Genomic DNA, 23,627 nt, shown 5'->3' on the forward strand with positions numbered 1-23,627 from the left:
GAATGTCGTTTGGTTTCGGAAAGTTCGCTGTTTCGTTCGGAATGCTCGCCACCGTCCTCAGCACCACCCTCCCGGCCGCCGCGCAGAGCGGAGCGGCCTCCTGGTACGGCAGTGGCCACCGCACCGCGAACGGCGAGCGTTTCAACCCCAACGGGATGACCGCCGCCCACCGCAGCCTGCCCTTCGGCACCCGCGTCCGCGTCGAGAACACGCGCACCGGCCGCTCGGTGGTCGTTCGCATCAACGACCGCGGTCCGTTCGTGCGCGGCCGCATCATCGACCTGTCGCGCGGCTCGGCCCGCGCCCTCGGGATGGGCGGCACGACCTACGTGTCCCTGCACGTCCTGCACTGACGGTTTCGAACCGGGGCCGCCCTTCCAGGAGCGGGCAGGGCGCGTCCCGGGCGTTGTCGGGGCCGATGCGAGGCCCCATCTGCTGCCGGGTTCAGCCCGGATCAACCGCCCATGCCCAAGCCCCTCATCGTCGACATCCCGCATGACCTCGGCCGCGACGAGGCCAAGCGGCGTCTCGAACACGGCACCGATCAGGCGCGGGCCTTCCTGGCCAAGAGCGGCATCGCGGTGGACCAGTTGGCCTGGACGGGCGACCGGCTCGATTTCGGCGTCTCCGCCATGGCCCAGAAGGTCGCCGGCACCATCGACGTGGGTGCCGAGAGCGTCCGCCTCGAGGTGAAGCTGCCGTTCCTCCTGGCTCTGTTCGCCGAGAAGATCCAGAAGGTGGCGAGCAAGGAAGGCAATCTCCTGCTGACCAAGAAGTAGCGATCCGGAACCCGAGCGGCGGGACCTTGTTTCCGCCCGAACGGCGCAGATCCGCGCCGTGGGTCTCGCGGAGGATAGAGTTGCCCCAGTTCACGCTCGCCGACCCGGGACAGGTCCCCGAGGTGCCGCCGCAGCCGATCCCGGCGCCGGACCGGCCCTATGAGCCTCCGCAGGCGCCGACGCAGCCACCCGGGCCGGAGATCCCCGGCAACACCCCGGCCGAGGCGCCGGGCATCCAGCCGCCCGAGATCCCGATGAACGATCCCGGCGCGCCGGAGATCAGCCCGCCGGGGCCCGCGAACCCGATCGCCTGACGGGCGCCGGCTCCGAACGGGGCGGCGCCGTTTGAACAGGCCGCCCCGCACTGCCATAAGCCGGCCCATGGCCGCTCCCCCGCTCCTCACCCTTCAGGACGTCGCGCTCACCTTCGGCGGCACGCCGCTGATCACCCGCGCCGACCTCGCCATCGCGCCCGGCGAGCGAACCTGCTTGGTGGGCCGGAACGGCTCCGGCAAATCGACGCTCATGAAGATCGCCGCCGGCCTCGTCGAACCCGACAGGGGGCGCCGGTTCGTCCAGCCCGGCACGACGATCCGCTATCTCGCCCAGGAGCCGGACTTTTCCGGCTTCGCGACCACGCTGGACTTTGTCGAGGCCGGCCTGCCGCCGGGGGAGTCAACGCACCGCGCACGCTACCTCCTGGAGTGTCTCGGGCTGACCGGCGCGGAGGATCCGACCAAGCTCTCGGGCGGCGAGGGACGGCGCACGGCGCTCGCGCAGGCGCTGGCCCCGGAGCCGGACGTCCTGCTCCTCGACGAGCCCACCAATCATCTCGATCTCCCGGCCATCGAGTGGCTGGAGTCGGAGCTGAAGGGCACCCGCGCGGCCCTCGTCCTGATCAGCCACGATCGGCGCTTCCTCTCCGCCCTGTCGCGGGCCACGATCTGGCTCGACCGCGGCGAGACCCGGCGGATCGACCAGGGCTTCTCCAGCTTCGAGGCGTGGCGCGACGCCTTCTTCGAGGAGGAGGAGCGCGACCAGCACAAGCTCGACCGCAAGATTGTCGCCGAGGAACACTGGCTGCGCTACGGCGTCACCGCCCGGCGCAAGCGCAACGTCCGGCGACTGGGCAACCTGCACGAGTTGCGCAAGAACCGCCGCGAGGTCCGCAGGCCGGTCGGCAGCGTCAGCATGCAGGCCTCCGACGCTGAATCCTCGGGCAGCCTCGTGGTGGAGGCGCGCGACATCGCGAAGTCCTACGGCGATCGCACCATCGTCGACGGATTGTCCCTGCGGGTCATGCGGGGCGACCGGCTCGGCATCGTCGGCGCCAACGGCGCCGGAAAGAGCACGCTGATCAATCTGCTGATGGGCCGGCTCGCACCGGATGCCGGGCAGGTCGTGCTCGGTACCAACCTGCTCCCGGTGGTGCTCGATCAGGCCCGGGCGGTGCTGGAGCCCGGCATGACCGTCACCGACGTGCTCACCGGCGGCCGGGGTGACAGCGTGACCGTCAACGGCCAGAGCCGCCACGTCATCGGCTACCTGAAGGACTTCCTGTTCAATCCCGAGCAGGCCAGGACACCGGTCTCGGTACTGTCGGGCGGCGAGCGGAACCGCCTGCTGATCGCCCGGGCGCTCGCCCAGCCGGCCAACCTCCTGGTCCTCGACGAGCCGACCAACGACCTGGATCTGGAGACCCTCGACCTGCTCCAAGAGATGCTGGGCGACTACCAGGGCACGCTGATCCTCGTGAGCCACGACCGCGACTTCCTCGATCGCGTGGTCGGCAGCGTGCTGGTCTCGGAGGGAGCGGGACGCTGGGTGGACTATGCCGGCGGCTACAGCGACATGCTGATCCAGCGCGGGCAGGGGATCGAGGCACGCACCGTCGCCCCGAAGACCAAGGAGCCGCGGGAGCGGTCCGCCCCGCCCGTATCGCAGCCGGCGGGCAAGCCGAAGCTCGGCTTCAATGAGCAGCACGAGTTGAAGACGCTTCCCGCGCGCATGCAGAAGCTCGAAGCCGCGATCGGCCAGCTCCGGGCGCTCCTGGCGGATCCCGACCTCTACGCGCGCGACCCCGCCCGCTTCGACAAGGCCTCGTCCATGCTGGCGCAGGCCGAGACCGAACTCTCGCAGGCGGAGGATCGCTGGCTCGAACTGGAGATGCTGCAGACGGGGTGATGGTCGGGCCGTCGAAGCACCTCCCGTGTGGCATCTGCGCCGGGAAAGTCAGCAGACCAGTTGCTGCATCACCGGGGAAGCCAACGACGAGCGATCACGGCCACCGCTGGCCGAGAAATTCGGCGACGTCCTTCGTCTGCACGCCAACCTGCCTGACAGCCTCCTTGATCCGCTCCTTCGTCACACCGAACCTTCGAGCCCAGTACTCAAGCTCCCAATCCTCGTGGACGTTGATCTTGAATTTGTCCTCCGGCTCCCGCCGGCGCAGGTTATCAGTCACTTCAGGTTTCCTTCTGTGGCATAAATAAACCTAAGCGATGAATCCGCGGTGGCAAGTGGGATGGCTCGATCGCAGCCGAAATTCTCTGGTCAAAGGCGACCGGCATCGACCGATGAGCTTGCAGTGGCCGGCCGTGACACGTCGCGGGTAAGACCCTCCTAGGCATCGTTCCGTTGATCAGCGACACAAACGAAGGCTCGCACCGCATGACCGCCTACCAGACCCTCGAACAGCGCTTCGCCCGCCTCGCGGCCCTCGAAGGCGCGGCAGGGATCCTCGGCTGGGACGCGCAGACGCTGATGCCGGACGGCGCCGCGGAGGCGCGGGGCGACCAGCTCGCGATCCTGCGCGGGCTGGCCCACGAGATGCTGACGGCGCCCGCGGCCGCCGAGGAACTCGTCGCCGCCGAGCGTACGGAGAACCTCGATCCCTGGCCGGCCGCCAACCTGCGGGAGATGCGTCGCGCCCTGGCGCATGCCACCGCCGTCCCCCGCGATCTGGTGGAGGCGAGTTCTCGGGCCGTGTCCCGCTCCGAGATGGTCTGGCGCGAGGCACGCCGCGAATCCAACTTCGCCAAGCTGGAACCGCACCTCGCCGAGGTTCTGCGCCTCCAGCGGGAGATCGGGCAGGCGAAGGGCGAGGCCCTCGGCCTGGATCCCTACGATGCGCTGCTCGACAGCTACGATCCCGGCATGCGCCGGACGACGATCGATCCGCTCTTCGCCGACCTGACCAGCTGGCTGCCGGCGCTGATCGCCCGCGCCCGCGAGATCCAGGCCGCGCGGCCGGCACCGCTGCCGCTCGCCGGCGCGTTCCCGGTCGAGGTGCAGCGGGCGCTCGGCCTCAGGCTCATGGAGGCCGTGGGGTTCGACTTCACACGCGGGAGGCTCGACATCAGCCTGCACCCGTTCTGCGGCGGCGCCACGGACGACGTGCGGATCACCACCCGCTACGACGCGGCCGACTTCGGACGCGCTCTGATGGGCGTCCTGCACGAGACCGGCCACGCCCTATACGAGCAGGGCCGCCCGACCATCTGGCGGAACCAGCCCGTCGGCGCAGCCCGCGGCATGAGCCTGCACGAGAGCCAGTCGCTCATCGTCGAGATGCAGGCCTGCCGGAGCCGTGAGTTCTTCACCTTCCTGGCGCCGCTGCTGCGCGAGGCCTTCGGGCGGTCAGGACCGGAATGGTCGCCGGAGAACCTGCACGCGCTCAACACCCGGGTCGCTCCCGGCTTCATCCGGGTGGACGCGGACGAGGCGACCTACCCGGCCCACATCCTCCTGCGCTACCGGCTGGAAACCGCGATGATCGCCGGAGACCTCGCCGTGCGCGACCTGCCGGGCGCCTTCAACGACGGCATCCGGGAACTCCTCGGCCTGACCGTGCCGGACGACCGGGTGGGGTGCCTCCAGGACATCCACTGGCCGAGCGGCGCGTTCGGCTACTTCCCGACCTACACGCTCGGCGCGCTGGCGGCGGCGCAGCTGTTCCGGGCCGCGCAGGCCGCCGAGCCGGCCCTGCCGGGCTGTCTCGCGGAGGGCGACTTCGCACCGCTCAGGGACTGGCTGCGGGCCAACGTGCACGCGGTCGGGAGCTTCCTCGGGACCGACGACCTGCTGACCCGCGCCACCGGTGCGCCGTTGGGCACGGCAGCATTCCGGGCCCACCTGGAGGCGCGCTATCTGGGCGACTGACGATCGGTCTCGGCGGAAACCGCCACCGGCGCCGGTCTACCGTCGAGCGATCATCGCGAACGAGGAACCGGCCACCGGGCCTACAGCGCCACCACGTCTACGGCGGCCCCCAGCCGCTCCCGCGCGATCTCGGCGACGTGGCGGTGATGGGTGAACAGGATCGGCTGGATCCGCGCTCCGATCTCGGCCAGCGCGTCCAGGCCGTATCCAGTGCGGGTCTCGTCGAAGGTCGAGAACAGGTCGTCGCCGACGAACGGCGCCGGTTCGGCGCGGCCGGCATAGTCCTCGAGATAGGCGAGCCGCAGGGCGAGGTAGAGCTGATCGCGGGTGCCCTCGCTCATGCCCTCGATCGCCACCGTGCCGCCTCCGGCGCGCTGGCCGGCGAGCTTCGGCGTGTCGGCCTCGTCGTAGGTCTGGGTGAGCCCCGAGAACCCGCCGCCCGTCAGCGCCCGGAACAGCGCGCCAGCCCGCGCCACCAGGGGGTCCTGCTGTCCGGCGCGATGCCGGGCCATCGCTTGGCTCAGCATCAGGCCGGCGAAGCGCAGGACCGCCCAGGACCGCGCCGACGCCTCGAGGTCGGCCTCGGCGGCCTTGCGCTCGGCCAGCGCCAGCTCGGCCCCAGTCCCACCCTCCAGCTCCGCCCGGCGCCGCTCGGCCCGGTCCCGGTCAGCAAAGATGACTTGACCGCGCTCGGCCTGCTCCTCAGCCTCCAGGGCAAGGCGGGCCAGCTCGGCTTCCAACACTTCCGGCGGCAGCGCGCCGAGATCGGCGCGCAGATCGGACTCCGGCAGCCCGTCGGCAGCCCCGGCGAGGCTGTTGCGCAGCCGAAGCAGCTCGGCCCGGAATCGCTCCCGGGTCATGAGCCGGCCGAACAGCACCTCGATCTCGGGAAGCGGCGCCCCGGCGAGATCCGGCATCGCCTCGGCGATCTGCCGACCCAGAGCCTCCCGGGACGCATCGCGCAGGTCGGCGGCGGAGCGGGCAGCCGCCTCCGCCTCCTCCCAGCGCCGGTCCAGCTCGGCGCGGCGCGCGTCGCGGGCCTGGGCGGCGACGAGACGCGCGTGGAGCGTGCGGATGGCACCGGTCGGCGGCGTGCCCGCCACTTCGGGGGCCAGCGCGTCGACCAGAGCCGCCGCGGCGCTCCGGAACGCCTCCATGTCGCGCCGGATGCCGGCCGAGCGGCGCTCGAGAGCGGCGCGCTCCGAGAGTCGGTCGGGCACGGTGCGCCACGCCCCCAGGGCGCCCTCCGCCTCCTCGGGTCGGGCGGCGGCATCGAGCCCGAGGGGCTGGAGCGCCGCCGACCATTCAGTGCGCCACGCGGCGCGGCGGCTCTCGGTCTCGTCCCGGGCGGCCTCCAGCCGCTCGGCCGCGGTCTGCGCCGCGCGCAGCGATCCGCCGGTCTGCAGGTTCGCCTCCCAGCGGCTCGCGAGCGTGGCGACGCGATCCTCGAGCCTGTCGAAGGCTTGCCCGCTGTCGAGCCCGGGCGCCGGGTCGAGGCCGGCACGCGCGCCGAGCGCGGCGATCGGCGCCCGTGCGGCGTCGATCTCGGCCCAGATCCTGTCCCGGCCGAGGCGCTGATCCGCGAGCCGCTCCTCGGCCTCGATCATGGTCTCGATCTCGGCCAGCCACGCGACCATCTCGGCCGGGGAGGCGGGAACGATCCCGGCCTCCCGCCATGCCTCGCGCCAAGCGGCCTCGCCCTCCGCAATCTCGGCATCGATCCCGGCCACATCATCCGCGGCCGCGGCAAGGGCCGCTTCCTCCGCGGCGAGGCGGTCGAGATCGGCCGCATGGGCAGCGGACCGGCCGGCGTCGTCCGCGCGCGCGTCCGCAAGCCGATCCGCATCGAGGAGCGCGCGTTCGTAGGCCGCGATCGCGGGCGGTCCCACAGGCCGCCCCGCCTCCATCGCCTCCCGCAGCGGCGAGAAGGCCGCGTCACGGGCCTCCCGGAGCGCCTCGACCCGCTCCCGCGTGGCGATCGGCCGTCCGGCCTCCCGCGCGCGCAGCCGCTCGCGGGTCGCGTTGACCTGACGGAGGGCCGCGTCGCGGTGGTCGGCGGCCCGTTCACGCTCGCGGGTCTTGCCGTCGAGTAGGGTGCGGAAGCGTGCCACCGTTTCCGGCCGAGGCAGCGGCAGCCGTACGAGCGCGGCGAGGTCCGGGACGGGCGGCGACAGGCGGGCCGCCTGGTTGTGCAGCAGCGCCGTCTCTCGCCGGATCGTCGCCTCGAGGGTCGCGTGGGCGGCGATCCGCTCGCGCAGGCGCGCGAGGGGCTTCAGCGCCTCGCGCAGCGGGGTTGGGTCGTGCGTCGCGCCCGCCGCCTCGACCGCCCGGGCCATCCGGTCGCACTCGGTGCGGGCCGCGGCGAGATCGCGGGCGATCTGCTCTTCGGCCGCCGCCAGGAGCCGATGATCGCGGATCAGCCGCTCGATCCGGGCGCGGGCGGCATCGGTGGGCTGACCGGCTTCCAGAACCGCGACGTCCGCGGCCCCGATCCGGGCGCGCAGCCGCTCCAATTCCAGCCCGACCTTATGGGAGTCCCCCTCGATCCGGGGCAGGTCGGTGGCCCCTTTCTCGAAGGCCTTTGTGCCGCTGAGCGCCACCAGGATCTCGTCGGCGCGGAGCGTCAGCCCCGGCTCGACCGCCACGGCCTCGGCCTCGGCGCGGGCGCGGGCACGGGTCCCCTCGGCGCGCTCTGCCTCGATCTGCCCGGCGCGGCAGCGTTCGAGGGCGCCGCCGAGGCGCTCGATCCAGGCTGGATCCGCGTCCGCCAGGCCGCGGTCGGTCGACACGCGCTCCTCCAGGGCATCGATCTCGGCGAGGATGGGGCGGACGCGCTTCAACCGCTCCAGGCGCGCGCGGGCGACGGCCAGGGCCTTCTGTTCGGTTCGAAGGGCGTCCAGCTGCTGCGCCGCCGCGGCGATCTCGTCGTTCAGCGATCGCCAATCGCCGACGCGCAGCCCCTTCTCGCGGATGGTCCGGCGGGCCGTCTCGTGGCGCTCCAGCGCCTGGTAGAAGGTCCGGTGCTTGGCCTGCCGCGGCGCGAAGATGCCGTCGGCTTCCGCCTCAAGGGACGCGTGCAGCTCCGTCAGGCCGCGCAGGCCGGAGCCGGCCGCGAACAGGCTGGCGCCGACCTCGCCCTCGGAATCGACCATCTCGCGTCCTCCCGCCCGAAGGCTCGCGGCGTCGAGGCCGAAGGCGCGGCAGAACACAGCGCGGGAGATCCCTCCGAGGAACGGCGCCAGCGCATCGTCGGGCAGAGGCGCCTCGGCGGCATCGATGAGGGTCCGGCTGTTGCCCTTCCGGCGGCGGAAGCTCAGCCTGCGGCCGTCGCCCGCGACGATCTCAGCGCCGAGCCGCAATTGCGGCATGTCGTGCAGGAAGGCGTAGGGGGTGCTCTTCCCGAATCCGAACAGCAGGTCCGTGACGGCCGCGAGGGCGGTGCTCTTGCCGGCCTCGTTGGCGCCCAGCACCACGTGCAGCCGGGCGTCGGGCCGGAACGCGAGGGTCCGGTCCGTGAACGCGCCGTAGCGCTCCAGGGCGAGGTGGGTCAGGCGCATCGCGCGGCCCTGGGCAGCCGGTTTAGCAATGGCGCCCCCCGAGTCGACCGAGGATCAGCGCCTCTGCCTCGGCGCAGAGGGCATCGAATTCCGCTTCCAGACCGGCCTCCGCGGCCACCGTCGACGGCATCCGCCCACCGATCTCGGCGAGGGCGGCCCGGGCTCGGGCGCGGAATTCCGGATCGCGGTCGAGGTCGGCGAGCAAGGCGGCCGGATCGATGGCGGGACCGGCCGGATCGAGGGACGCGCGGGGCCGGCGTGTCTCGATCTTCAACCGCTCCAGCCAGATATCCTCGTGCATCCGGTGGGCGGCGGCCTGGATCTCGGCCGTGACGGCGTCGCGATCCGCCGAGAGCGCGTCGTGGGCCGGCGTGACGCCGGTAAGGAGGACGCGCACCAGGATCAGGCGGGTCGCCGCCAGCGCGGAGAGGGGCCGGAGCGCCACTTCCGCAGCCTCCAGGACGGCACGAATGTCGGCGGCGCCGGAGAGGTCCACCGTGACTTGCTCGAACCGGGCGCGATCGAGGGCGAGGCGGGTGACGCCGGTCACCCGGCCGTCAGCCACATCGACCACGACGGCGCCCTTTTCCCCGCACTCGCGCACGCTCCGTCCCTGGAGGTTGCCGGGGAACACGATCCAGGGATCCCGGGACAGCTCGGCATATTCGTGGATGTGGCCGAGCGCCCAGTAGTCGTAGCCGCGCGCCGCGAGGTCGGCGATCGAGCAGGGCGCGTAGGTCTCGTGCGCCGCGTGACCCGTGCAGGAGGTATGGAGGATGCCGAGGTTGAACCAGCCCGGCACGGCGGCCGGGTAGGTTAGAGACAGGTTCTCCTCGACCGCCCGGCCCTGGAAGCTCCGGCCGTGCAGGGCGACCCGCAGATCGTCGAGACGCAGCGTGCCGGCGCGGTTCGACGGGAACACGTGGACCGAGGGCGGCAGGGTCAGGGCACGGGTGATCACGCTCTCGGCGTCGTGGTTGCCCCGCACCAGGATGGTCGGGATGCCGGCGCGGTCGAGCCGGGCCACCTGCCGGGCGAAGAACAGGCCGATCGTCGTGTCGGCCCAGTCGCCGTCGTAGACATCGCCAGCCACGACCACGAAGGCGACCGCGCGCTCGATGGCCCGGCTGACCAGATCCTCGAAGGCCTGGCGCCCCGCCGAAGCGAGTCGGCGCGCCAGTTCGGCATCCCGGGCGGCGAGGCCCGCCAGCGGGCTGCCGAGATGCAGGTCCGCCGCGTGGATGAAGCTGAAGCCCGTCATCGGCCTCCTGGAATGCTGCTTGGAACGTCGGGACGCGTGGGGCCCGGCGCTAGGTCGGCACCGCGTCGGCGCCACGTCGGCGCTCTTAGGCTGTTCGTGGGGGGCGCCTCAAGCGGCTTCGGAAACGCGCTGTGGTTCCGTCAGGCGGAGCCGCTCCCGCGGCACCGCCATCTTTTCGGCGCCGGATTTCATCGAACGCTCCGCCCCCGCGCGCGTTAGAGCGTGGCGGTGGCGGGTGAGCCGCCCGGTGAGGTATGAGTCCCGCCCGATGACCATCGCTGCCCGTCCGGTTCGCCCCGGCCCTGCGCCCGCCGTCAGCCCGCCCGTCCCGCCCGCCGACCGCTCGTCCGAGCCCTTCAAGATCGTGAGCTGGAACCTTCTGCGGCGCACCGGCGCCGCCGTGGACGACGTGGCCGCCCTCGTCGCACAGGAGAAGCCCGACCTGCTGCTGATGCAGGAGGCGACCCGGGCCATCGGCTTCCTGCTGGACCGGATCGGCGGCCATTACGCCTGGGCGCCGCTACCCGGGCGCATCCACGGACTGGCCATGTGGAGCCCGAAGCCCTGGCCGGCACCGCCCCGGGTGATCGCGCTGCCCTCCGGGGCGCTCGTGCACCGGGTCTGCCAGATCCTCGACCTCGGGGAGTTCGGCGTCGCCAACGTCCACCTGTCCCACGGGCAGATGCTGAACCGGCGCCAGCTCCGCCGCATCGTCGGCGAATTGCCGGCCCGCGCCGCGGTTCTCGGCGACTACAACATCGTCGGCCCCGCGCTGATCCCGGGATTTCGGGATGTCGGCCCGCGCCGGCCGACCCACGCGATGGTGGACGTGCTCCCCCTGCGGCTCGACCGCTGCCTCGCCCGCGGCCTGATCTGTCACGATCACGCGGTGCTCCCGCGAGGTCCGTCCGATCACCGGCCGATCGTCGTCCATCTCGGGCCGGCCCCAGAGGCGCACGCCCCCGGGCGCTTCAAAGGTATGGCAGCAGCAGTCGCACGCCTGCGTCGCGCAAACGGACCGGCAGCGCGCGCGCGGCGACGTCCTCCCGGCTGAGCCGCGCCTGCATCTTGCCGCGGATGAAGCGATCGAGCTCGGCCGCCAGCTCCGCGTCGATGATCTCGACGTTCAGCTCGAAGTTGAGGCGGAAGCTGCGCATGTCCCAGTTGGCGCTACCGACGAAGCACCAGATGTCGTCGACCACCATCGCCTTCGAATGATCGAACGGTGGCTCGTCGAGCCAGACCCGCACGCCCGCCCGAAGCAGCGGGTCGAGATGGGCCCGCGTCGCCCAGTCGATGAAGGGATGGTCGCTGACCCGCGGGACGACGACGTCGACCGTGATGCCGCGCGTCGCGGCCTGGGCCAGCGCTCCGGTCACCAGCTCGTCGGGCAGGAAGTAGGGCGTCACGAACCGGACCGACCGGCGCGCGCAGGCGAGCGCCTGCAGGATGACCTGCTCGATCTTCTCCACGTCCGCATCGGGACCGGAGGTGACCGCCCGGGCGACGCTGGGTCCATCCGGCTCCAGATCGACGAACCAGGGCGGGCCGTCGAGGTTCTCGCCGGCCACGAAGGCCCAGTCGGCCGCGAAGGCGGCGGCGAGCTGCTCGACGACGGGCCCGGTCAGCCGGAAATGGGTGTCGCGGATCGGATGCTCGGGCTTCAAGGCGACACGATTCGGATGCGAGATGTTGAGGCCGCCGGTGAACGCCACGCGCCCGTCGAGGATCAGCAGCTTCTTGTGCGAGCGCAGGTTGAGGAACGGCATCCGCCAGGGCAGGGCGGAGTGCATGAACAGGGCAGCCGGCACCCCGGCGGCGGTCAGGCGGCGGTAGACGGGCGCCCGGAAATAGCCGCCGCCGATGCCGTCGATGATGACCCGGACCTGCACGCCCCGGCCCTGGGCGTCGACCAGGGCATCGCAGAATTCGCCGCCGGTGGCATCGTTCCGGAAGATGTAGCTCGACAGAGCGATGCTCGTCCGCGCCGACCGGATCGCCTCCAGCATGACCGGATAGGCCGCGTCGCCGTTGCGGAACATCCGCACGGTATTGCCCTGGAAGGCCGGCAGGCCGGTGATCCGCCGGATCGCACGGTCGAGGGGCCAGAGCGCTTCCGGCACCACGGCGTCGTCGGTGTCGGGCAGCTGCGTCGCGTCGGAGGGCTTGGTCCGTAGCCGCCTCGCGCGGCGCGAGACGCGGTTGATGCCGAAGGTCAGGTAGAGCGCGGTGCCGAAGATCGGCGACAGCCATGCGAGGCCGATCCAGCCCACCGCCACGCTGACCCGACGCTTGCGCAGCAGAGCATGCAGGGTGACGCCGACGGCCAGCACGAAGCCGATGAGAGCCTCGACGTCCGACCGCAGCAGGGCGGTCGACTGGACCCATCGAAGGAGCGCGTTTTCCAAGGTCTCGGCATCCGGTTGGCGTCAGGCGCGCGCCGGATATACCCGACATCGATGCGGCGTCGCGGATTAATCCGCCGCCTTGAGCGGGCGCGCCGCCGCGACGCTGGCCGGGCGCTCGCAGCGATAGGGGCCGCTACCATCGAGCGCCGCATAGAGAACCCGGCCGCCGGACTCGATGCAGCGCGCCTTAGCCTCAGCGTAGGGCCGGTGGAAGCTCCAGATGGTGATCATCGGCCCCATCGTGGCGAGGCAGACGCCGCCGAACACGACGGCGGCCGCCCAGGTGGCGCCATTGCGGTCCGGGCGCTGCGGCCGGGGCGGCGGCATGGCGCCGTAGAAGGCTACGGTCAGACCGAACAGGTCGATGGTGCTCATCAGCCGTTCCGCAAGGGGTGCCATATCCGGCGGGATCGGACGAAGCCTCCATCTTAGGGCAGGACGACGCCATAACCTACGCGAGCCGCCGGCTTGAGCCTGCGTCCTATCGCGTCAGAGCCGGACGCCTCACGGCTCCCAGCGGGGCGGGCGCTTGCCCAGGAACGCGTCGATTCCCTCCTGCGCGTCGGCCATCATCATGTTCCGGGTCATCACCTCGGCTGTGTAGCCGTAGGCCTCCTCCAGGCCCATCTCGATCTGCCGGCCGAAGGCCTCCTTGCCGATCGCCAGGACGCGCCGCGCCTTCCCGGCGATGCGGACCGCGAGGGCGCCCACCGCGGCATCGAGTTCCGCCTCGGGCACGACGCGGTTCACGAGGCCGATCCGCAGGGCCTCGGCGGCCTCGATCGGCTCGCCGACCAGCAGCATCTCCAGGGCGGCCTTGCGCGACACGGCCCGCGACAGGGCGACCATCGGGGTCGAGCAGAACAGGCCGATCTGCACGCCCGGGGTGGCGAAGCGCGCGGACTCGGCGCAGATCGCCAGGTCGCAGGTGGCCACGAGCTGGCAGCCGGCCGCGGTCGCGATCCCGTGGACCCGGGCGATCACCGGCTGCGGCAGGCGGGTCAGGCTCAGCATGAGACGCGCGCAGGTGCGGAACACCGCCTCGGTCGCCGCGCGGGACGGGTCCGCGCGCATCTCCTTGAGATCGTGTCCGGCGCAGAAGGCCGGACCGGCCCCCCGCAGGATCACGACGCGCACGCCCGGATCCTGCCGGATGGCGTCGAGCTGCTCCTGGAGGGCGTTCATCAGCGCCATCGACAGGGCGTTTCGCGCCTCCGGACGGTTCAGGGTGAGGGTCGCAACCCCGCCGTCGTCGCTTCGGAGCAGGATCGGGGCGGCCGGGTCGGGCAAGACATTCGGGACGGCCGCTGGGGCTGCGATCATAGGTCCTTTCCCGGCGCCGGCCCGTCCACGCTGCGGGACCGGTCTCTCAGAGGACGGTAACATGCGGGCCGGTCGGCAGCGATGCCGTCCGGGGCCGCGCCAGCTTCACGAAAGCTTAAATCCTCACGCGAGCAAGTCGGCGCGGCTGCCCGGCTCGCCGTGCGCAGGGGAAGGGGATATCCATGATGGTCCTGCCATTCGTCGGCCTGGCGGCGGGCGGCGCCGCGATCCTTGCGGGTCGCCGCGGCCTCGCCATCGGCCTGTGGCTCGTCTCGCTGGTCGGCACCCTCGCGCTGTTCGCCGCGCACGCCACTTCGGCCCTCAACCTCGACTTCTGAACGGACGCAGGTCATGGCGGCCCTTCACGCGCGCACGCTCAACGCCCTCGGCCTGCTCGGCTGCTGCGCCGTCCTCCTCGTGGCGTTCGGCTATCAATTCGTGCTGGGCGAGCTGCCCTGTCCGCTCTGCCTGCTCCAGCGCGCCGCATTCGCGGCCTCGGGTCTCGGGTTCGCGCTGAGCGTCCGGTTCGGACCGCGGCCGTCGCACTACGGCGTGGCGATTTTGAGTTCCCTGGTCGGCATCGTCCTGGCGAGCCGGCAGGTCGCCCTGCACATCGTCCCCGGGACCGGCGGCTACGGCTCAACGCTTCTGGGGCTTCATTTCTACACCCTCGCGCTCATCGCCTTCGTGGCGCTGATCACGGTGGTCGGCCTGCTCCTCCTGATGCAGGACGGCGTGCGGCCGGAAACGCAGGTGGCGCACGACGGCGGAGCCTTCGGGAAGGCCTGCCTCGCGCTGTTCGTCCTCATCGTCCTCGCCAACGCCGCCTCTACGGCGGCGGAATGCGGTGGCGGCCTCTGCCCGGACGATCCCGCCCGCTACGAAGCGCTCGACGCGTGGCTGAAGCGGTAGCCCTGCCTGGAGGGCAGTCTCACTCCTGCTCGGCCAGGGCAAAGTCGAGGCTGGCGAAGTCCGCACCGGGCCCGTTCCACCACACGGCCGGATAGGTGACGAGCCGGCCCATGGCTCCGGCATAGGCCTCGGCCAGGGCGGTGTCGACGATGACCACCGTCGCTCCGGAGAGGGCAAGGCTCTCGGCCAGCCCCGCGCCGCGGCGATCGCCGTCGAGACACGCTACGCGCAGGCCGATCCGAGTGAGTCCGAGGCGAATCGCCTCCGCCTGTCCGAGGTCCCGCACCAGCAGCGCCACAGCGGTGCCGGCGCCCAGGCCCTCGCCGCAGGCCCAGCGGGCGACGCGGTGCGGACAGATCGCCGGAGTGGCCGCAGCCGCGCCGGTCCGTCGGTCGGTGAGGACGCCCCGCACGCGCTGGGCGATCTCCCGTGACACGGAGGCCGGAGGAGATTTGACGGAGGAATTGACGCCGTACATGCGATGCAGACCGCCTGGATCTGGACAAACCTTCGTCCCTGGCGTGACGCGGGCGGGTTAACACTCTGTCTCACCTTGGCCCGCGCGCGGAACGCAGGCGCGATTTCGACGCTCAGGCGGCCCAGGATTTCGGCTATGGCCAACGGCTTGTGAACGGCGGACCGCGGTTTGCAGGCAAATTCGGTCGCATTGGCGCGCGGTTCGCACCGGCCTATCTCCCGCCGGTTCGAGGCAATCCGACAGTGACTGCCCGCTACCGAGGAAATTGCCGCGCATGCGCTACGTCGCTCTCTCTGCCGCCCTGATTCTTGCAGCCCTGCCGGCGCAGGCGCAGATCCGCAATGCGCCGGCCCCCCGCGCCCTGGAATTCGCCGCCTACATCTTCGCCGCGTCGAACGTCTGCGGCTACCGGATCGGCAGCGACCAGTTCGAGGCGCTGCTCGCGAAGCAGAACGTCCAGATCGGGGATGTTCAGCCGCGCGGCCCCTTCGGCAACCGCGTCCAGACCATGTTCACGCTGATGTCGAACCAGATGGCGCAGAACCGCGACCAAGCCTGCATCGCGGTGGCCGGCGAGTACGGGCCGGAGGGCACGGTGGCCAAGAATGTGCTCCTGCCGGCGAGCCAGGATGGCGCCCCGGCAAAGCCCGCGGACCCGGCCAAGCCGCAGTGAAGAACCGCCGGGTCTAGCCGAGGCGCCAGTCGATCGGCCGGACGCCGTGCTCGGCGAGCCAGCGGTTCGCCCGGCCGAACGGATCCGAACCCGGGAAATCCCGGGCGCGGTTGAGCGGCGATGGGTGACCGCTCTCGAACACGCCGTGGCGGCTCGTATCGATGAGGGCTGCCCGGGCACGGGCCTGGGCGCCCCAGAGCAGGAACACCGCGGGTTCGGGCCGGGCAGAGACCGCCGCGACTGCCTCGTCGGTGAGCGCCGCCCAGCCGTAGCGCAGATGCGCCCCCGCCTTGCCAGCCTCAACGGTGAGCGCGCTGTTGAGGAGCAGCACGCCCTGCCGCGCCCAGGCGGTCAGGTCACCGCCCGCCGCCCGGTCGGACCCAGCTTCCGCCAGGATCACCTTCAGCGAGGCGGGCAGGCGGCCGGATCCTACGAAGGAGAAGGCGAGACCGTTGGCATCGCCCGGGGTCGGATAGGGATCCTGACCGAGGATCACCGCGCGTACGGCGGGGAGGGGCGTCTCGATGAGGGCGCGGAAGATCCGGTCCGGCGCGGGCAGGACGCGGGCACCGGCCGCCAGCCGCGCGTCGACGCGCGCCGCCACGGCATCGGCCTGCCCACCCCCGAAGAACGGCAGCGCGAGCCAGGGCGATCCGGAGGCGCGGAAGGCGGAGAGTGCGTCGGCGACGGGGGTGGCGGTCATCGGGTCTCGCGGTCTGATCCCGGACCGAGATAGGCGGCGCCGGAGCAGCCTCATAGCAGCGTCGTGGCAGCGGCAGAGCGGCCGTGGTTGCGGCCCGCCGCCGCCCGTGATTAGGGACAGGGGTCGCGTGTTCGGCTGACCGCGGTGCGGCATGTCGCGTCCGGTCTTCGCGGGGCGGCATCGCACCCTACATGGAAGCGCACCGACAGGGGTAAGCCTCCGGTCAAGGCCCAAGCGCGTGCGCCGGCCCCCGGATATCTGAAGCCAGAGGAAGGACTCGGCGCGCGGCGCCGGAACGCTGCCATGAACGAACGCGTCGAACCCGCCGCGCTGGCGAATGGCCGGCCCCTCGCTCCGCTCAAGCCCGCGGCCGACACCCTGCCGGGCGACCACCCAAAGGTCGCGTGGGGCCGTGTCGGCGTGCTGCTGATGAACCTCGGCACGCCGGAGGGCACGAGCTACTGGCCCATGCGCCGGTACCTCAAGGAGTTCCTGTCGGACCGGCGGGTCATCGAGGTGCCGCGGCTGATCTGGTGGCCGCTCCTCAATCTGATCATCCTGACGAAGCGCCCCGGGCCGAAGGGTCGCGACTACGCGAGCGTCTGGAACAATGCGTTGAACGAGGGACCGCTCAAGACCATCACCCGCGGCCAGTGCGACCGCCTCCAGGCGGCCATGGGCGATTCGGTCGTGGTCGATTGGGCGATGCGCTACGGCAAGCCCGAGGTCGCCGGCCGGATTCAGGCGCTGCTCGACCAGGGCTGCGATCGCATCCTGCTGGTGCCGCTCTACCCGCAATACGCCGCCGCCACCTCGGCCACGGCCTGTGATCAGGCCTTCCGCGCCCTGATGGACATGCGCTGGCAGCCGACGGTGCGGGTCTCGCCGCCTTACCACGACGACCCGGTCTACATCGCCGCCATGGCCGATTCGATCCGCGAAGGTCTGGCCAAGCTCGACTTCGAGCCGGAGGTGATCCTGACCTCGTTCCACGGCGTGCCGCGGAGCTACCTGCTCAAGGGCGACCCGTACCATTGCCAGTGCCACAAGACCGGGCGTCTGATCCGCGAGGCGCTCGGCCTGCAGCCGGGCAAGATGCGGGTCACCTTCCAGTCGCGCTTCGGCAACGAGGAGTGGCTGAAGCCCTACACCGACGAGACGGTGATGGAGCTCGCGAAGTCGGGGGTGAAGCGGATGGCGATCGTCGCCCCGGGCTTCACGGCGGATTGCCTGGAGACCCTCGAGGAGCTCGACGGCGAGAACCGGCACTATTTCGAGGAGAACGGCGGCGAGCGCTTCGCCTACATTCCCTGTCTGAACGACAGCGACCTCGGCATGCGGGTGATCGAGCACGTCGTGCGCCGCGAGCTTCAGGGCTGGATCTGAGATCCCGGCCGGGATGCCGCTTGCAGCGCGGCCCGGCCCGCCTATTATTTTCCTAAGCCGGGCGGCTCCCTCGATCCGGCGCGGGAGGATGATCTCATGGCGTTCTTCATCGGCATCGCGTGTCCGTGGATCCTGATCGTGGCGCTCGACTGGATCGCGGAGGGCCGCCGCACAGCGGAACTCGCCGCCCACGGGATCACGCCGCAACCCGCGCCGGCGCAGTCGAGCTACCTCGTGCCTGATCGACCGTATTGAAGGGGCCGACCGACCGGCATCCGGCCTCAGAGGTGACCCGTTCGCAACTGTGCGGGCGGGGTGCTCGGGCACGCTGCCCGATCAACCCTTTCCCGGGCGCTTGCACCGTCAGCGGGATGCGATCCGGGATCCAGCACGAAAGGTCGGGACGCGTCTATCCCGTGCAAGCGGCGGCGCGTTCGCGGCGCTCAAGGTGCCGGATTCCGGATCACCCTTAACGTCCGTCTCTGGTGTCCGGAGAAGGGCTGCGGTCCCGATGGGAGAGGGGCGGCATCCGTCGATGACGCGCCCCGATGCACCAGCTACGGCTTCTTCGGTTCCTGCGCCGGCTGCGCCGCCTCGGCGGGCGCGTCGGTGCGCTCGATCTTCGCCTCCGAGCGCAGCTTCAGGATCATGTCCTGCTGCGCCTTGCGGATCAGGTGCTGGTCGATCTGCTCCTTCAATTCGTCGAAGGTCGGCTGCGGCTTCGTCCGCTTCTCCTCGACCCTGATGACGTGCCAGCCGAACTGCGTCTTGATCGGGTCGGAGACCTGGCCGGGCTTCATCGCGAAGGCGGCGGTGGCGAAGTCCGGCACCATCCGCTCCTTGGTGAACCAGCCGAGATCGCCGCCCTCGGCCTTCGAGCCCGGATCCTTCGAGGTCTCGGCCGCGACCTTGGCGAAATCCTCGCCGCCCTTGATGCGGGCCGCGATTCTCTTGGCCTCGGCCTCGTTGTCCACGAGGATGTGGCGGGCGTGCACCTCCTCCTCCGGCTTCATCAGCTTGACGGTCTGATCGTAGATCGCGTGCTCGGCCTCGGGGGTGACGGCGCGCTTGGCCTCCTGCTCGAGGTAGTCATCGAGCAAAAGCTTGTCGCGGAAATAGGCGAGCTTGCGCTTGAACTCCGGGGTGTCGCCGACCTTGGCGGCCTCGGCCGCCTGCGCGCCGACCCGCAGGTCGACCATGTAGTCGACGAGCAGGTTCTTCTTCTGCGCCTCGTCGACGCCGGGCAGCGACAGGGCCGGGTCGTCGGCCGCGATGGCGAGGTCGCCCTGCGTGATCGGCTTGCCGTTGACGCTGGCCGCCACCGAATCCGGTCCGGCCGCGGCGGCGGGCGTGTTCGCCGCGGGCGTCGTGGCTTGGGCCGGAGCCTTCTGGGGCGCCTGCGCCAGCGCGAATCCCGGCATCGCGATCATGACGGCGAGCGCGCTGGCGCGCCGGAGGAGAGCGGTGTTCGGCATGCGGGCGAAGTCCTCGGCTCTTGTCTCTGATCCGCCCAGGAGCGGGCCGGGCGGCTGGCCGCGGCACAGGTGGCCCGCGTCGCGCGAGAAGGCAAGCGCGGCCGTTCCGACGATGCCGGAACCGTGACCGGACCCAAGCGCGTTGAGGGCTGCCCCTTACAGGTGCGCCGGCCGATGTTTACCTCTATAAGCCCGGCCAACTCCGCCCAGGCCGGCCCGCCACGATCACCCGTGGGCGGGCTCGCGCGTCCGCAGGTCAACGATGCTCGGCTCTTTCGCCAAGAAGATTTTCGGCTCCTCGAACGACCGGCGCGTCAAGGGCTACCGCCCGCGCGTCGCTCAGATCAACGCGCTGGAACCGGAGATCCAGGCGCTGTCGGATGAGGCCCTTCGCGCCCGCACCGACATGCTGAAGGCGGAACTCGCGAGCGGCAAGAGCCTCGACGACATCCTCGTCCCCGCCTTCGCCACGGTGCGCGAGGCGGCCAAGCGCGTGCTCGGCCAGCGCCACTTCGACGTCCAGCTCATCGGCGGCATGGTGCTGCACGAAGGCGGCATCTCCGAGATGAAGACCGGCGAGGGCAAGACCCTGGTGGCGACGCTGCCGGTCTACCTCAACGCACTGGAGGGCAAGGGCGTCCACGTCGTTACGGTGAACGACTATCTGGCATCCCGCGACGCGGAATGGATGGGCCGGGTCTACCGATTCCTGGGCCTCTCGGTCGGCACCATCGTGCACGGGCTCGACGACGCGCAGCGCAAGGACGCCTACGCGTGCGACATCACCTACGGCACTAACAACGAGTACGGCTTCGACTACCTGCGCGACAACATGAAGTACGAGATGTCCCAGCTGACCCAGCGGGGACACAACTACGCCATCGTCGACGAGGTCGACTCAATCCTGATCGACGAGGCCCGCACGCCGCTGATCATCTCGGGGCCGGTGGACGACCGCTCGGAACTCTACGTGGCGGTCGATGCGCTGATGCCCCGGCTGGTGCGCGAGCACTACGACCTCGACGAGAAGCAGCGCACCGTCTCGCTCACCGAGGACGGTAACGAGTTCGTCGAGGAGGCGATGCGCGAGGCTGGCCTCCTCAAGGAGGGGGACCTCTACGACGCACACAACGTCACGCTGGTCCACCACGTGAACCAGGCCCTGCGCGCCCACACGCTGTTCACCCGAGACAAGGACTACATCGTCAAGAACGACGAGGTGGTGATCATCGACGAGTTCACCGGCCGCATGATGCAGGGCCGGCGCTACTCGGAGGGTCTGCATCAGGCTCTGGAGGCCAAGGAGCGGGTCACGATCCAGCCCGAGAACCAGACGCTCGCCTCGATCACCTTCCAGAACTATTTCCGCCTCTACAAGACGCTCGCCGGCATGACTGGCACGGCCTCCACGGAGGCCGACGAGTTCGCCGAGATCTACAAGCTCGACGTGGTCGACATCCCGACCAACAAGGAGGTCGAGCGCGTCGACGAGGACGACGAGGTCTACCGCACGGTCGAGGAGAAGTACGCCGGGATCATCGCCGAGATCGACAAGGCGCATGCCCGCCACCAGCCGATCCTGGTCGGCACCGGTTCGATCGAGAAGTCGGAGTTGCTCGCGGAACTCCTGAAGAAGCACGGCTACAGCCTGCTCGACTATTCGGATCCCAACGCGCTGACCGACGTCTACGCCGCCGCCCGCGAGGGCCGGGTGACCAAGCGCTTCGCCGTGCTGAACGCCCGCTTCCACGAACAGGAGGCCTACATCGTGGCCGAAGCCGGCGTGCCCGGCGCGATCACCATCGCCACCAACATGGCCGGCCGCGGCACCGACATCAAACTCGGCGGCAACCTCGAGATGCGGATCGAGAAGGAGCTCGGCCATCTCGCCGATGGTCCGGAACGCGACGCGGCCATCGAGGCGATCAAGGCCGAGATCGCGGAGAACCGCACCAAGGTGCTGGCCTCGGGCGAGCCGGCCGATCCGGCGGCGGGCCGCAAGAAGGACCTGCCGGGCGGGCTCTACATCATCGGCACCGAGCGCCACGAATCGCGACGGATCGACAACCAGCTCCGCGGCCGTTCCGGTCGCCAGGGCGATCCCGGCCGCTCGAAGTTCTACCTGTCTCTTCAGGACGACCTGATGCGGATCTTCGGCTCCGACCGCATGGACGGGATGCTGCAGAAGCTCGGCCTGGAGCAGGGTGAGGCGATCATCCACCCTTGGATCAACAAGGCGATCGAGAAGGCGCAGCAGAAGGTCGAGGCGCGCAACTTCGACATGCGCAAGAACGTGCTCAAGTACGACAACGTCATGAACGACCAGCGCAAGGTCGTCTTCGAGCAGCGCCGCGACTTCATGGGTCAGGACAGCGTCCGCGAGACCGTGGACGAGATGCGCGAGGGCGTGATCGACGACCTCGTCGCCCGCCACATCCCCGAGAACGCCTACGCCGAGCAGTGGGACGTGGCCGGCCTGCGCGAGCAGGTGAAGGAGGTCCTGAACCTCGACGTGCCGGTGGAGGACTGGGCCAAGGAAGAGGGCATCGCCGACGAGGAGATGCGCGAGCGGCTGCTCAAGGCGGCCGATGCGGCCTACGCCGAGCGGACCGAGAAGAACGGCGCCGAGATCACCGCCTATATCGAGAAGCAGGTCCTGCTCCAGACCCTGGACCATCTCTGGCGCGAGCACCTCGTGACGCTGGATCACCTCCGGCAGGTGATCGGCTGGCGCGGCTTTGCCCAGCGGGACCCGCTGAACGAGTACAAGTCCGAGGCCTTCGACCTGTTCAACGGGCTCGTGACCGCCCTGCGCGAGCAGGTCAGCGCGCAGCTCTCCCGCGTCGAGATCGTGATGCAGGAGCAGCAGGACGAGTATCCGCCGGGTGGCCCGGAGCTGCCGCCGATGTTCGCCCAGCACCTCGACCCGGTCACCGGCGAGAACGAGATGGATTATGCCGGGCGCGGCTCGGGCAGCGACGGCGGTGGCGGCCCCGCTTACGGCTACGCTGCCCAGGGCCTCGCGGCGGACGGCGCCGTGCTGGAGCGCGATCCGACCGACACCGCAACCTGGGGCCGCGTCGGCCGCAACGAGCCGTGCCCCTGCGGCTCGGGCAAGAAGTACAAGCACTGCCACGGCAGCCTGCAGGCCTGACGCCGCCATGCCCGCGCGGACGGTCTTCATCGCCGGCGCCGGCACCGAGATCGGCAAGACCTACGTCACCGCCGCCCTGACCCGCTGCCTGCGGGCAGGCGGCCGGACGGTCCGGACGCTGAAGCCGCTGGCGAGCGGCGTCCCGCCGCTGCACGACCCGGGCTTTGCCGAGAGCGACACGGCGCGCCTCCTGGACGCGCAGGACCTCGTCCTCGATGCCGAGGCCGTGGAGGGCTGCTCACCCTGGCGTTTCTCTGCACCGCTCTCGCCCGATCAGGCGGCCGTGCTCGAGGGCCGGTCCCTGGACCTCGACGACCTCATCGGCTGGTGCCGGGCGCAGATCGCCGGCACGCCGGGGACGCTGCTGATCGAGGGCGTGGGCGGCCTGATGAGCCCGGTCACCGAGGCGGCGACAGGTCTGGACTGGCTCAAGGCCCTGTCGGTGCCGGCTCTCCTGGTGACCGGCAGCTACCTCGGCGCGATCAGCCACGCGCTGACCGCCTGCGAGACCCTGCGCCGGTACGACGTTCGGCTGCTCGCCGTGGTGGTGAGCGAGAGCGTCGGCGCTCCCGCGCCGGTCGGAACCGTGGCCGCGTCGATCGCCCGGCACGCCGGTGCACCGGTCTTCTGCCTGAAGCGCGGCGAAGCCTGCCCGGAGCGGCTTGCGGCCCTGATCGATTCCTGAACGGACGATTCCGATCCGGCAGGTGGGTTCGGCAAGGCCTCGCGCAGATTCGGTATCCACGCCCTGGGATCACGGTCTTCGCGTTGTGAACAACGTCCTCGCTGGACGGCGTCGCCGAAGCCGCTACCTGTCGAACGGTGCCGAACTGCCGAGATTCCGGCGGGACACCTGCGGGAACCGTGCGATGAGCCAGTCTATAGCCCCCGCGGCGAATCCCCCGGTCGAGGCGGGGGAGACCGAGCCGGCCCACGGCCGGCTGAAAGCCGGCCTGATCCTGGGTGCGCTGGGTGTGGTGTACGGCGACATCGGCACGAGCCCGCTCTACGCGTTCAAGGAGGCGGTGAAGGCGGCGACCAGCGGGGGCGCCTCGGTGCCGGCGGCGGCCACGGGCGCGGTGTCGCTGATCCTGTGGTCGCTGATCCTGATCGTGTCGCTGAAATACGCGGTGCTGATCCTGCGCGCCGACAACCGGGGCGAGGGCGGCATCGTGGCCATGCTGGCGCTGCTCGGGGCGCGGCAGGCGCGCCCGGGCACGTGGAAGGCGCTGCTGCTGGTGGTGGGCCTTGTGGGCGCGGCGCTGCTCTACGGCGACGGGGCGATCACGCCGGCGATCTCGGTTCTGTCGGCGATCGAGGGCCTGAAGGTCGATGCGCCGGCGCTCGGACCCTACGT

General features: G+C 70.8%; 23 protein-coding genes. 14 read left to right on the forward strand and 9 right to left on the reverse strand.

The features are described from left to right. Positions 1–41: 41 nt before the first annotated feature. From ACLBX9_RS31550 to ACLBX9_RS31565, 4 genes are all read left to right on the forward strand, one after another. Positions 42–353 carry a septal ring lytic transglycosylase RlpA family protein gene (locus ACLBX9_RS31550; protein WP_051072268.1) on the forward strand — a complete coding sequence of 104 codons (312 nt, stop codon included), beginning with the start codon at positions 42–44 and terminating at the stop codon, positions 351–353. 111 nt (positions 354–464) lie between these two features. Continuing rightward, a complete protein-coding gene (locus ACLBX9_RS31555; RefSeq protein WP_010685931.1) occupies positions 465–779 on the forward strand; it encodes a polyhydroxyalkanoic acid system family protein in 315 nt (104 codons plus the stop codon). An 80-nt stretch (positions 780–859) separates the two neighbouring features. Continuing rightward, positions 860–1,093 (forward strand): hypothetical protein, encoded by a 234-nt coding sequence (locus tag ACLBX9_RS31560; RefSeq protein ID WP_447721672.1) that lies wholly within the window; start codon positions 860–862, stop codon positions 1,091–1,093. 67 nt (positions 1,094–1,160) lie between these two features. Further along, positions 1,161–2,963 (forward strand): ATP-binding cassette domain-containing protein, encoded by a 1,803-nt coding sequence (locus ACLBX9_RS31565; RefSeq protein WP_447721673.1) that lies wholly within the window; start codon positions 1,161–1,163, stop codon positions 2,961–2,963. Between the two features lie 94 nt (positions 2,964–3,057). Here the strand turns inward: ACLBX9_RS31565 and ACLBX9_RS31570 are convergent, their stop codons facing one another. Then, positions 3,058–3,243, reverse strand: coding sequence for a DUF3606 domain-containing protein (locus tag ACLBX9_RS31570; protein WP_447721674.1), 186 nt, complete (start codon positions 3,241–3,243; stop codon positions 3,058–3,060). A gap of 206 nt (positions 3,244–3,449) precedes the next feature. Here ACLBX9_RS31570 and ACLBX9_RS31575 point away from each other — a divergent pair, with 206 nt between their 5' ends. Continuing rightward, a complete protein-coding gene (locus ACLBX9_RS31575) occupies positions 3,450–4,940 on the forward strand; it encodes a carboxypeptidase M32 (RefSeq protein WP_447721675.1) in 1,491 nt (496 codons plus the stop codon). Positions 4,941–5,020: 80 nt separating this feature from the next. On the opposite strand, the gene ACLBX9_RS31580 is transcribed toward ACLBX9_RS31575, so the two are convergent. Together ACLBX9_RS31580 and ACLBX9_RS31585 are read right to left on the reverse strand one after the other, a co-directional pair. Beyond that, positions 5,021–8,497: an AAA family ATPase gene (locus ACLBX9_RS31580; RefSeq protein ID WP_447721676.1), complete on the reverse strand. Its 3,477-nt coding sequence runs from the start codon at positions 8,495–8,497 to the stop codon at positions 5,021–5,023. Between the two features lie 22 nt (positions 8,498–8,519). Further along, the gene (locus ACLBX9_RS31585) at positions 8,520–9,758 is read right to left on the reverse strand and encodes a metallophosphoesterase family protein (protein ID WP_447721677.1); all 1,239 of its coding nucleotides are present in this window, start codon (positions 9,756–9,758) and stop codon (positions 8,520–8,522) included. A gap of 268 nt (positions 9,759–10,026) precedes the next feature. On the opposite strand from ACLBX9_RS31585, the gene ACLBX9_RS31590 reads away from it, so the two are divergent. Continuing rightward, positions 10,027–10,812 (forward strand): endonuclease/exonuclease/phosphatase family protein, encoded by a 786-nt coding sequence (locus ACLBX9_RS31590; RefSeq protein WP_010685923.1) that lies wholly within the window; start codon positions 10,027–10,029, stop codon positions 10,810–10,812. Here the strand turns inward: ACLBX9_RS31590 and ACLBX9_RS31595 are convergent. From ACLBX9_RS31595 to ACLBX9_RS31605, 3 genes are all read right to left on the reverse strand, one after another. Further along, the gene (locus tag ACLBX9_RS31595; RefSeq protein WP_447721678.1) at positions 10,730–12,166 is read right to left on the reverse strand and encodes a phospholipase D-like domain-containing protein; all 1,437 of its coding nucleotides are present in this window, start codon (positions 12,164–12,166) and stop codon (positions 10,730–10,732) included. The genes ACLBX9_RS31590 and ACLBX9_RS31595 overlap by 83 nt on opposite strands. Positions 12,167–12,232: 66 nt before the next feature. Further along, positions 12,233–12,541, reverse strand: coding sequence for a hypothetical protein (locus tag ACLBX9_RS31600; RefSeq protein WP_447721679.1), 309 nt, complete (start codon positions 12,539–12,541; stop codon positions 12,233–12,235). A 129-nt stretch (positions 12,542–12,670) separates the two neighbouring features. Next, entirely contained in the window at positions 12,671–13,489 is an 819-nt protein-coding gene (locus tag ACLBX9_RS31605; RefSeq protein WP_447721680.1) for an enoyl-CoA hydratase, read from the reverse strand. Between the two features lie 182 nt (positions 13,490–13,671). Here ACLBX9_RS31605 and ACLBX9_RS31610 point away from each other — a divergent pair, with 182 nt between their 5' ends. Together ACLBX9_RS31610 and ACLBX9_RS31615 are read left to right on the forward strand one after the other, a co-directional pair. Beyond that, positions 13,672–13,827 (forward strand): DUF5993 family protein, encoded by a 156-nt coding sequence (locus ACLBX9_RS31610; RefSeq protein WP_447721681.1) that lies wholly within the window; start codon positions 13,672–13,674, stop codon positions 13,825–13,827. A gap of 13 nt (positions 13,828–13,840) precedes the next feature. Beyond that, positions 13,841–14,401, forward strand: coding sequence for a disulfide bond formation protein B (locus ACLBX9_RS31615; protein WP_447721682.1), 561 nt, complete (start codon positions 13,841–13,843; stop codon positions 14,399–14,401). 19 nt (positions 14,402–14,420) lie between these two features. Here the strand turns inward: ACLBX9_RS31615 and ACLBX9_RS31620 are convergent, their stop codons facing one another. Next, entirely contained in the window at positions 14,421–14,813 is a 393-nt protein-coding gene (locus tag ACLBX9_RS31620) for an AMP-dependent synthetase (protein ID WP_244625493.1), read from the reverse strand. A gap of 340 nt (positions 14,814–15,153) precedes the next feature. Here ACLBX9_RS31620 and ACLBX9_RS31625 point away from each other — a divergent pair, with 340 nt between their 5' ends. Further along, positions 15,154–15,552, forward strand: coding sequence for a hypothetical protein (locus ACLBX9_RS31625; RefSeq protein ID WP_447721683.1), 399 nt, complete (start codon positions 15,154–15,156; stop codon positions 15,550–15,552). A 13-nt stretch (positions 15,553–15,565) separates the two neighbouring features. Here the strand turns inward: ACLBX9_RS31625 and ACLBX9_RS31630 are convergent, their stop codons facing one another. Beyond that, a complete protein-coding gene (locus tag ACLBX9_RS31630; RefSeq protein ID WP_010685915.1) occupies positions 15,566–16,255 on the reverse strand; it encodes a uracil-DNA glycosylase in 690 nt (229 codons plus the stop codon). A 303-nt stretch (positions 16,256–16,558) separates the two neighbouring features. On the opposite strand from ACLBX9_RS31630, the gene hemH reads away from it, so the two are divergent. Continuing rightward, entirely contained in the window at positions 16,559–17,641 is a 1,083-nt protein-coding gene (gene hemH / locus ACLBX9_RS31635) for a ferrochelatase (RefSeq protein WP_447721684.1), read from the forward strand. A gap of 96 nt (positions 17,642–17,737) precedes the next feature. Continuing rightward, entirely contained in the window at positions 17,738–17,896 is a 159-nt protein-coding gene (locus ACLBX9_RS31640; protein WP_010685913.1) for a hypothetical protein, read from the forward strand. Positions 17,897–18,198: 302 nt separating this feature from the next. On the opposite strand, the gene ACLBX9_RS31645 is transcribed toward ACLBX9_RS31640, so the two are convergent. Beyond that, positions 18,199–19,116, reverse strand: coding sequence for a peptidylprolyl isomerase (locus tag ACLBX9_RS31645; protein WP_447721685.1), 918 nt, complete (start codon positions 19,114–19,116; stop codon positions 18,199–18,201). A 262-nt stretch (positions 19,117–19,378) separates the two neighbouring features. On the opposite strand from ACLBX9_RS31645, the gene secA reads away from it, so the two are divergent. The 3 genes from secA to ACLBX9_RS31660 form a co-directional block, all read left to right on the forward strand. Next, complete coding sequence (gene secA / locus ACLBX9_RS31650; protein WP_447721686.1) at positions 19,379–22,270, forward strand: preprotein translocase subunit SecA; 2,892 nt, start codon at positions 19,379–19,381, stop codon at positions 22,268–22,270. Positions 22,271–22,277: 7 nt separating this feature from the next. Beyond that, the gene (gene bioD, locus ACLBX9_RS31655) at positions 22,278–22,955 is read left to right on the forward strand and encodes a dethiobiotin synthase (RefSeq protein WP_447721687.1); all 678 of its coding nucleotides are present in this window, start codon (positions 22,278–22,280) and stop codon (positions 22,953–22,955) included. A 184-nt stretch (positions 22,956–23,139) separates the two neighbouring features. Beyond that, on the forward strand, positions 23,140–23,627 hold a 488-nt coding region (locus ACLBX9_RS31660; protein WP_447721688.1), incomplete at its 3' end, for a KUP/HAK/KT family potassium transporter.

This window comes from Methylobacterium sp. A49B (assembly GCF_053346215.1).

Coding starts and splice junctions, on each gene's coding strand:
- ACLBX9_RS31580 (WP_447721676.1), bottom strand. CDS start 8,497: ATGCGCCTGACCCACCTCGCCCTGGAGCGCTACGGCGCGTTCACGGAC.
- ACLBX9_RS31605 (WP_447721680.1), bottom strand. CDS start 13,489: ATGATCGCAGCCCCAGCGGCCGTCCCGAATGTCTTGCCCGACCCGGCC.
- ACLBX9_RS31590 (WP_010685923.1), top strand. CDS start 10,027: ATGACCATCGCTGCCCGTCCGGTTCGCCCCGGCCCTGCGCCCGCCGTC.
- ACLBX9_RS31550 (WP_051072268.1), top strand. CDS start 42: ATGCTCGCCACCGTCCTCAGCACCACCCTCCCGGCCGCCGCGCAGAGC.
- secA (WP_447721686.1), top strand. CDS start 19,379: ATGCTCGGCTCTTTCGCCAAGAAGATTTTCGGCTCCTCGAACGACCGG.
- ACLBX9_RS31615 (WP_447721682.1), top strand. CDS start 13,841: ATGGCGGCCCTTCACGCGCGCACGCTCAACGCCCTCGGCCTGCTCGGC.
- ACLBX9_RS31555 (WP_010685931.1), top strand. CDS start 465: ATGCCCAAGCCCCTCATCGTCGACATCCCGCATGACCTCGGCCGCGAC.
- ACLBX9_RS31610 (WP_447721681.1), top strand. CDS start 13,672: ATGATGGTCCTGCCATTCGTCGGCCTGGCGGCGGGCGGCGCCGCGATC.
- ACLBX9_RS31585 (WP_447721677.1), bottom strand. CDS start 9,758: ATGACGGGCTTCAGCTTCATCCACGCGGCGGACCTGCATCTCGGCAGC.
- hemH (WP_447721684.1), top strand. CDS start 16,559: ATGAACGAACGCGTCGAACCCGCCGCGCTGGCGAATGGCCGGCCCCTC.
- ACLBX9_RS31625 (WP_447721683.1), top strand. CDS start 15,154: ATGCGCTACGTCGCTCTCTCTGCCGCCCTGATTCTTGCAGCCCTGCCG.
- ACLBX9_RS31565 (WP_447721673.1), top strand. CDS start 1,161: ATGGCCGCTCCCCCGCTCCTCACCCTTCAGGACGTCGCGCTCACCTTC.
- ACLBX9_RS31630 (WP_010685915.1), bottom strand. CDS start 16,255: ATGACCGCCACCCCCGTCGCCGACGCACTCTCCGCCTTCCGCGCCTCC.
- ACLBX9_RS31645 (WP_447721685.1), bottom strand. CDS start 19,116: ATGCCGAACACCGCTCTCCTCCGGCGCGCCAGCGCGCTCGCCGTCATG.
- ACLBX9_RS31640 (WP_010685913.1), top strand. CDS start 17,738: ATGGCGTTCTTCATCGGCATCGCGTGTCCGTGGATCCTGATCGTGGCG.
- bioD (WP_447721687.1), top strand. CDS start 22,278: ATGCCCGCGCGGACGGTCTTCATCGCCGGCGCCGGCACCGAGATCGGC.
- ACLBX9_RS31600 (WP_447721679.1), bottom strand. CDS start 12,541: ATGAGCACCATCGACCTGTTCGGTCTGACCGTAGCCTTCTACGGCGCC.
- ACLBX9_RS31575 (WP_447721675.1), top strand. CDS start 3,450: ATGACCGCCTACCAGACCCTCGAACAGCGCTTCGCCCGCCTCGCGGCC.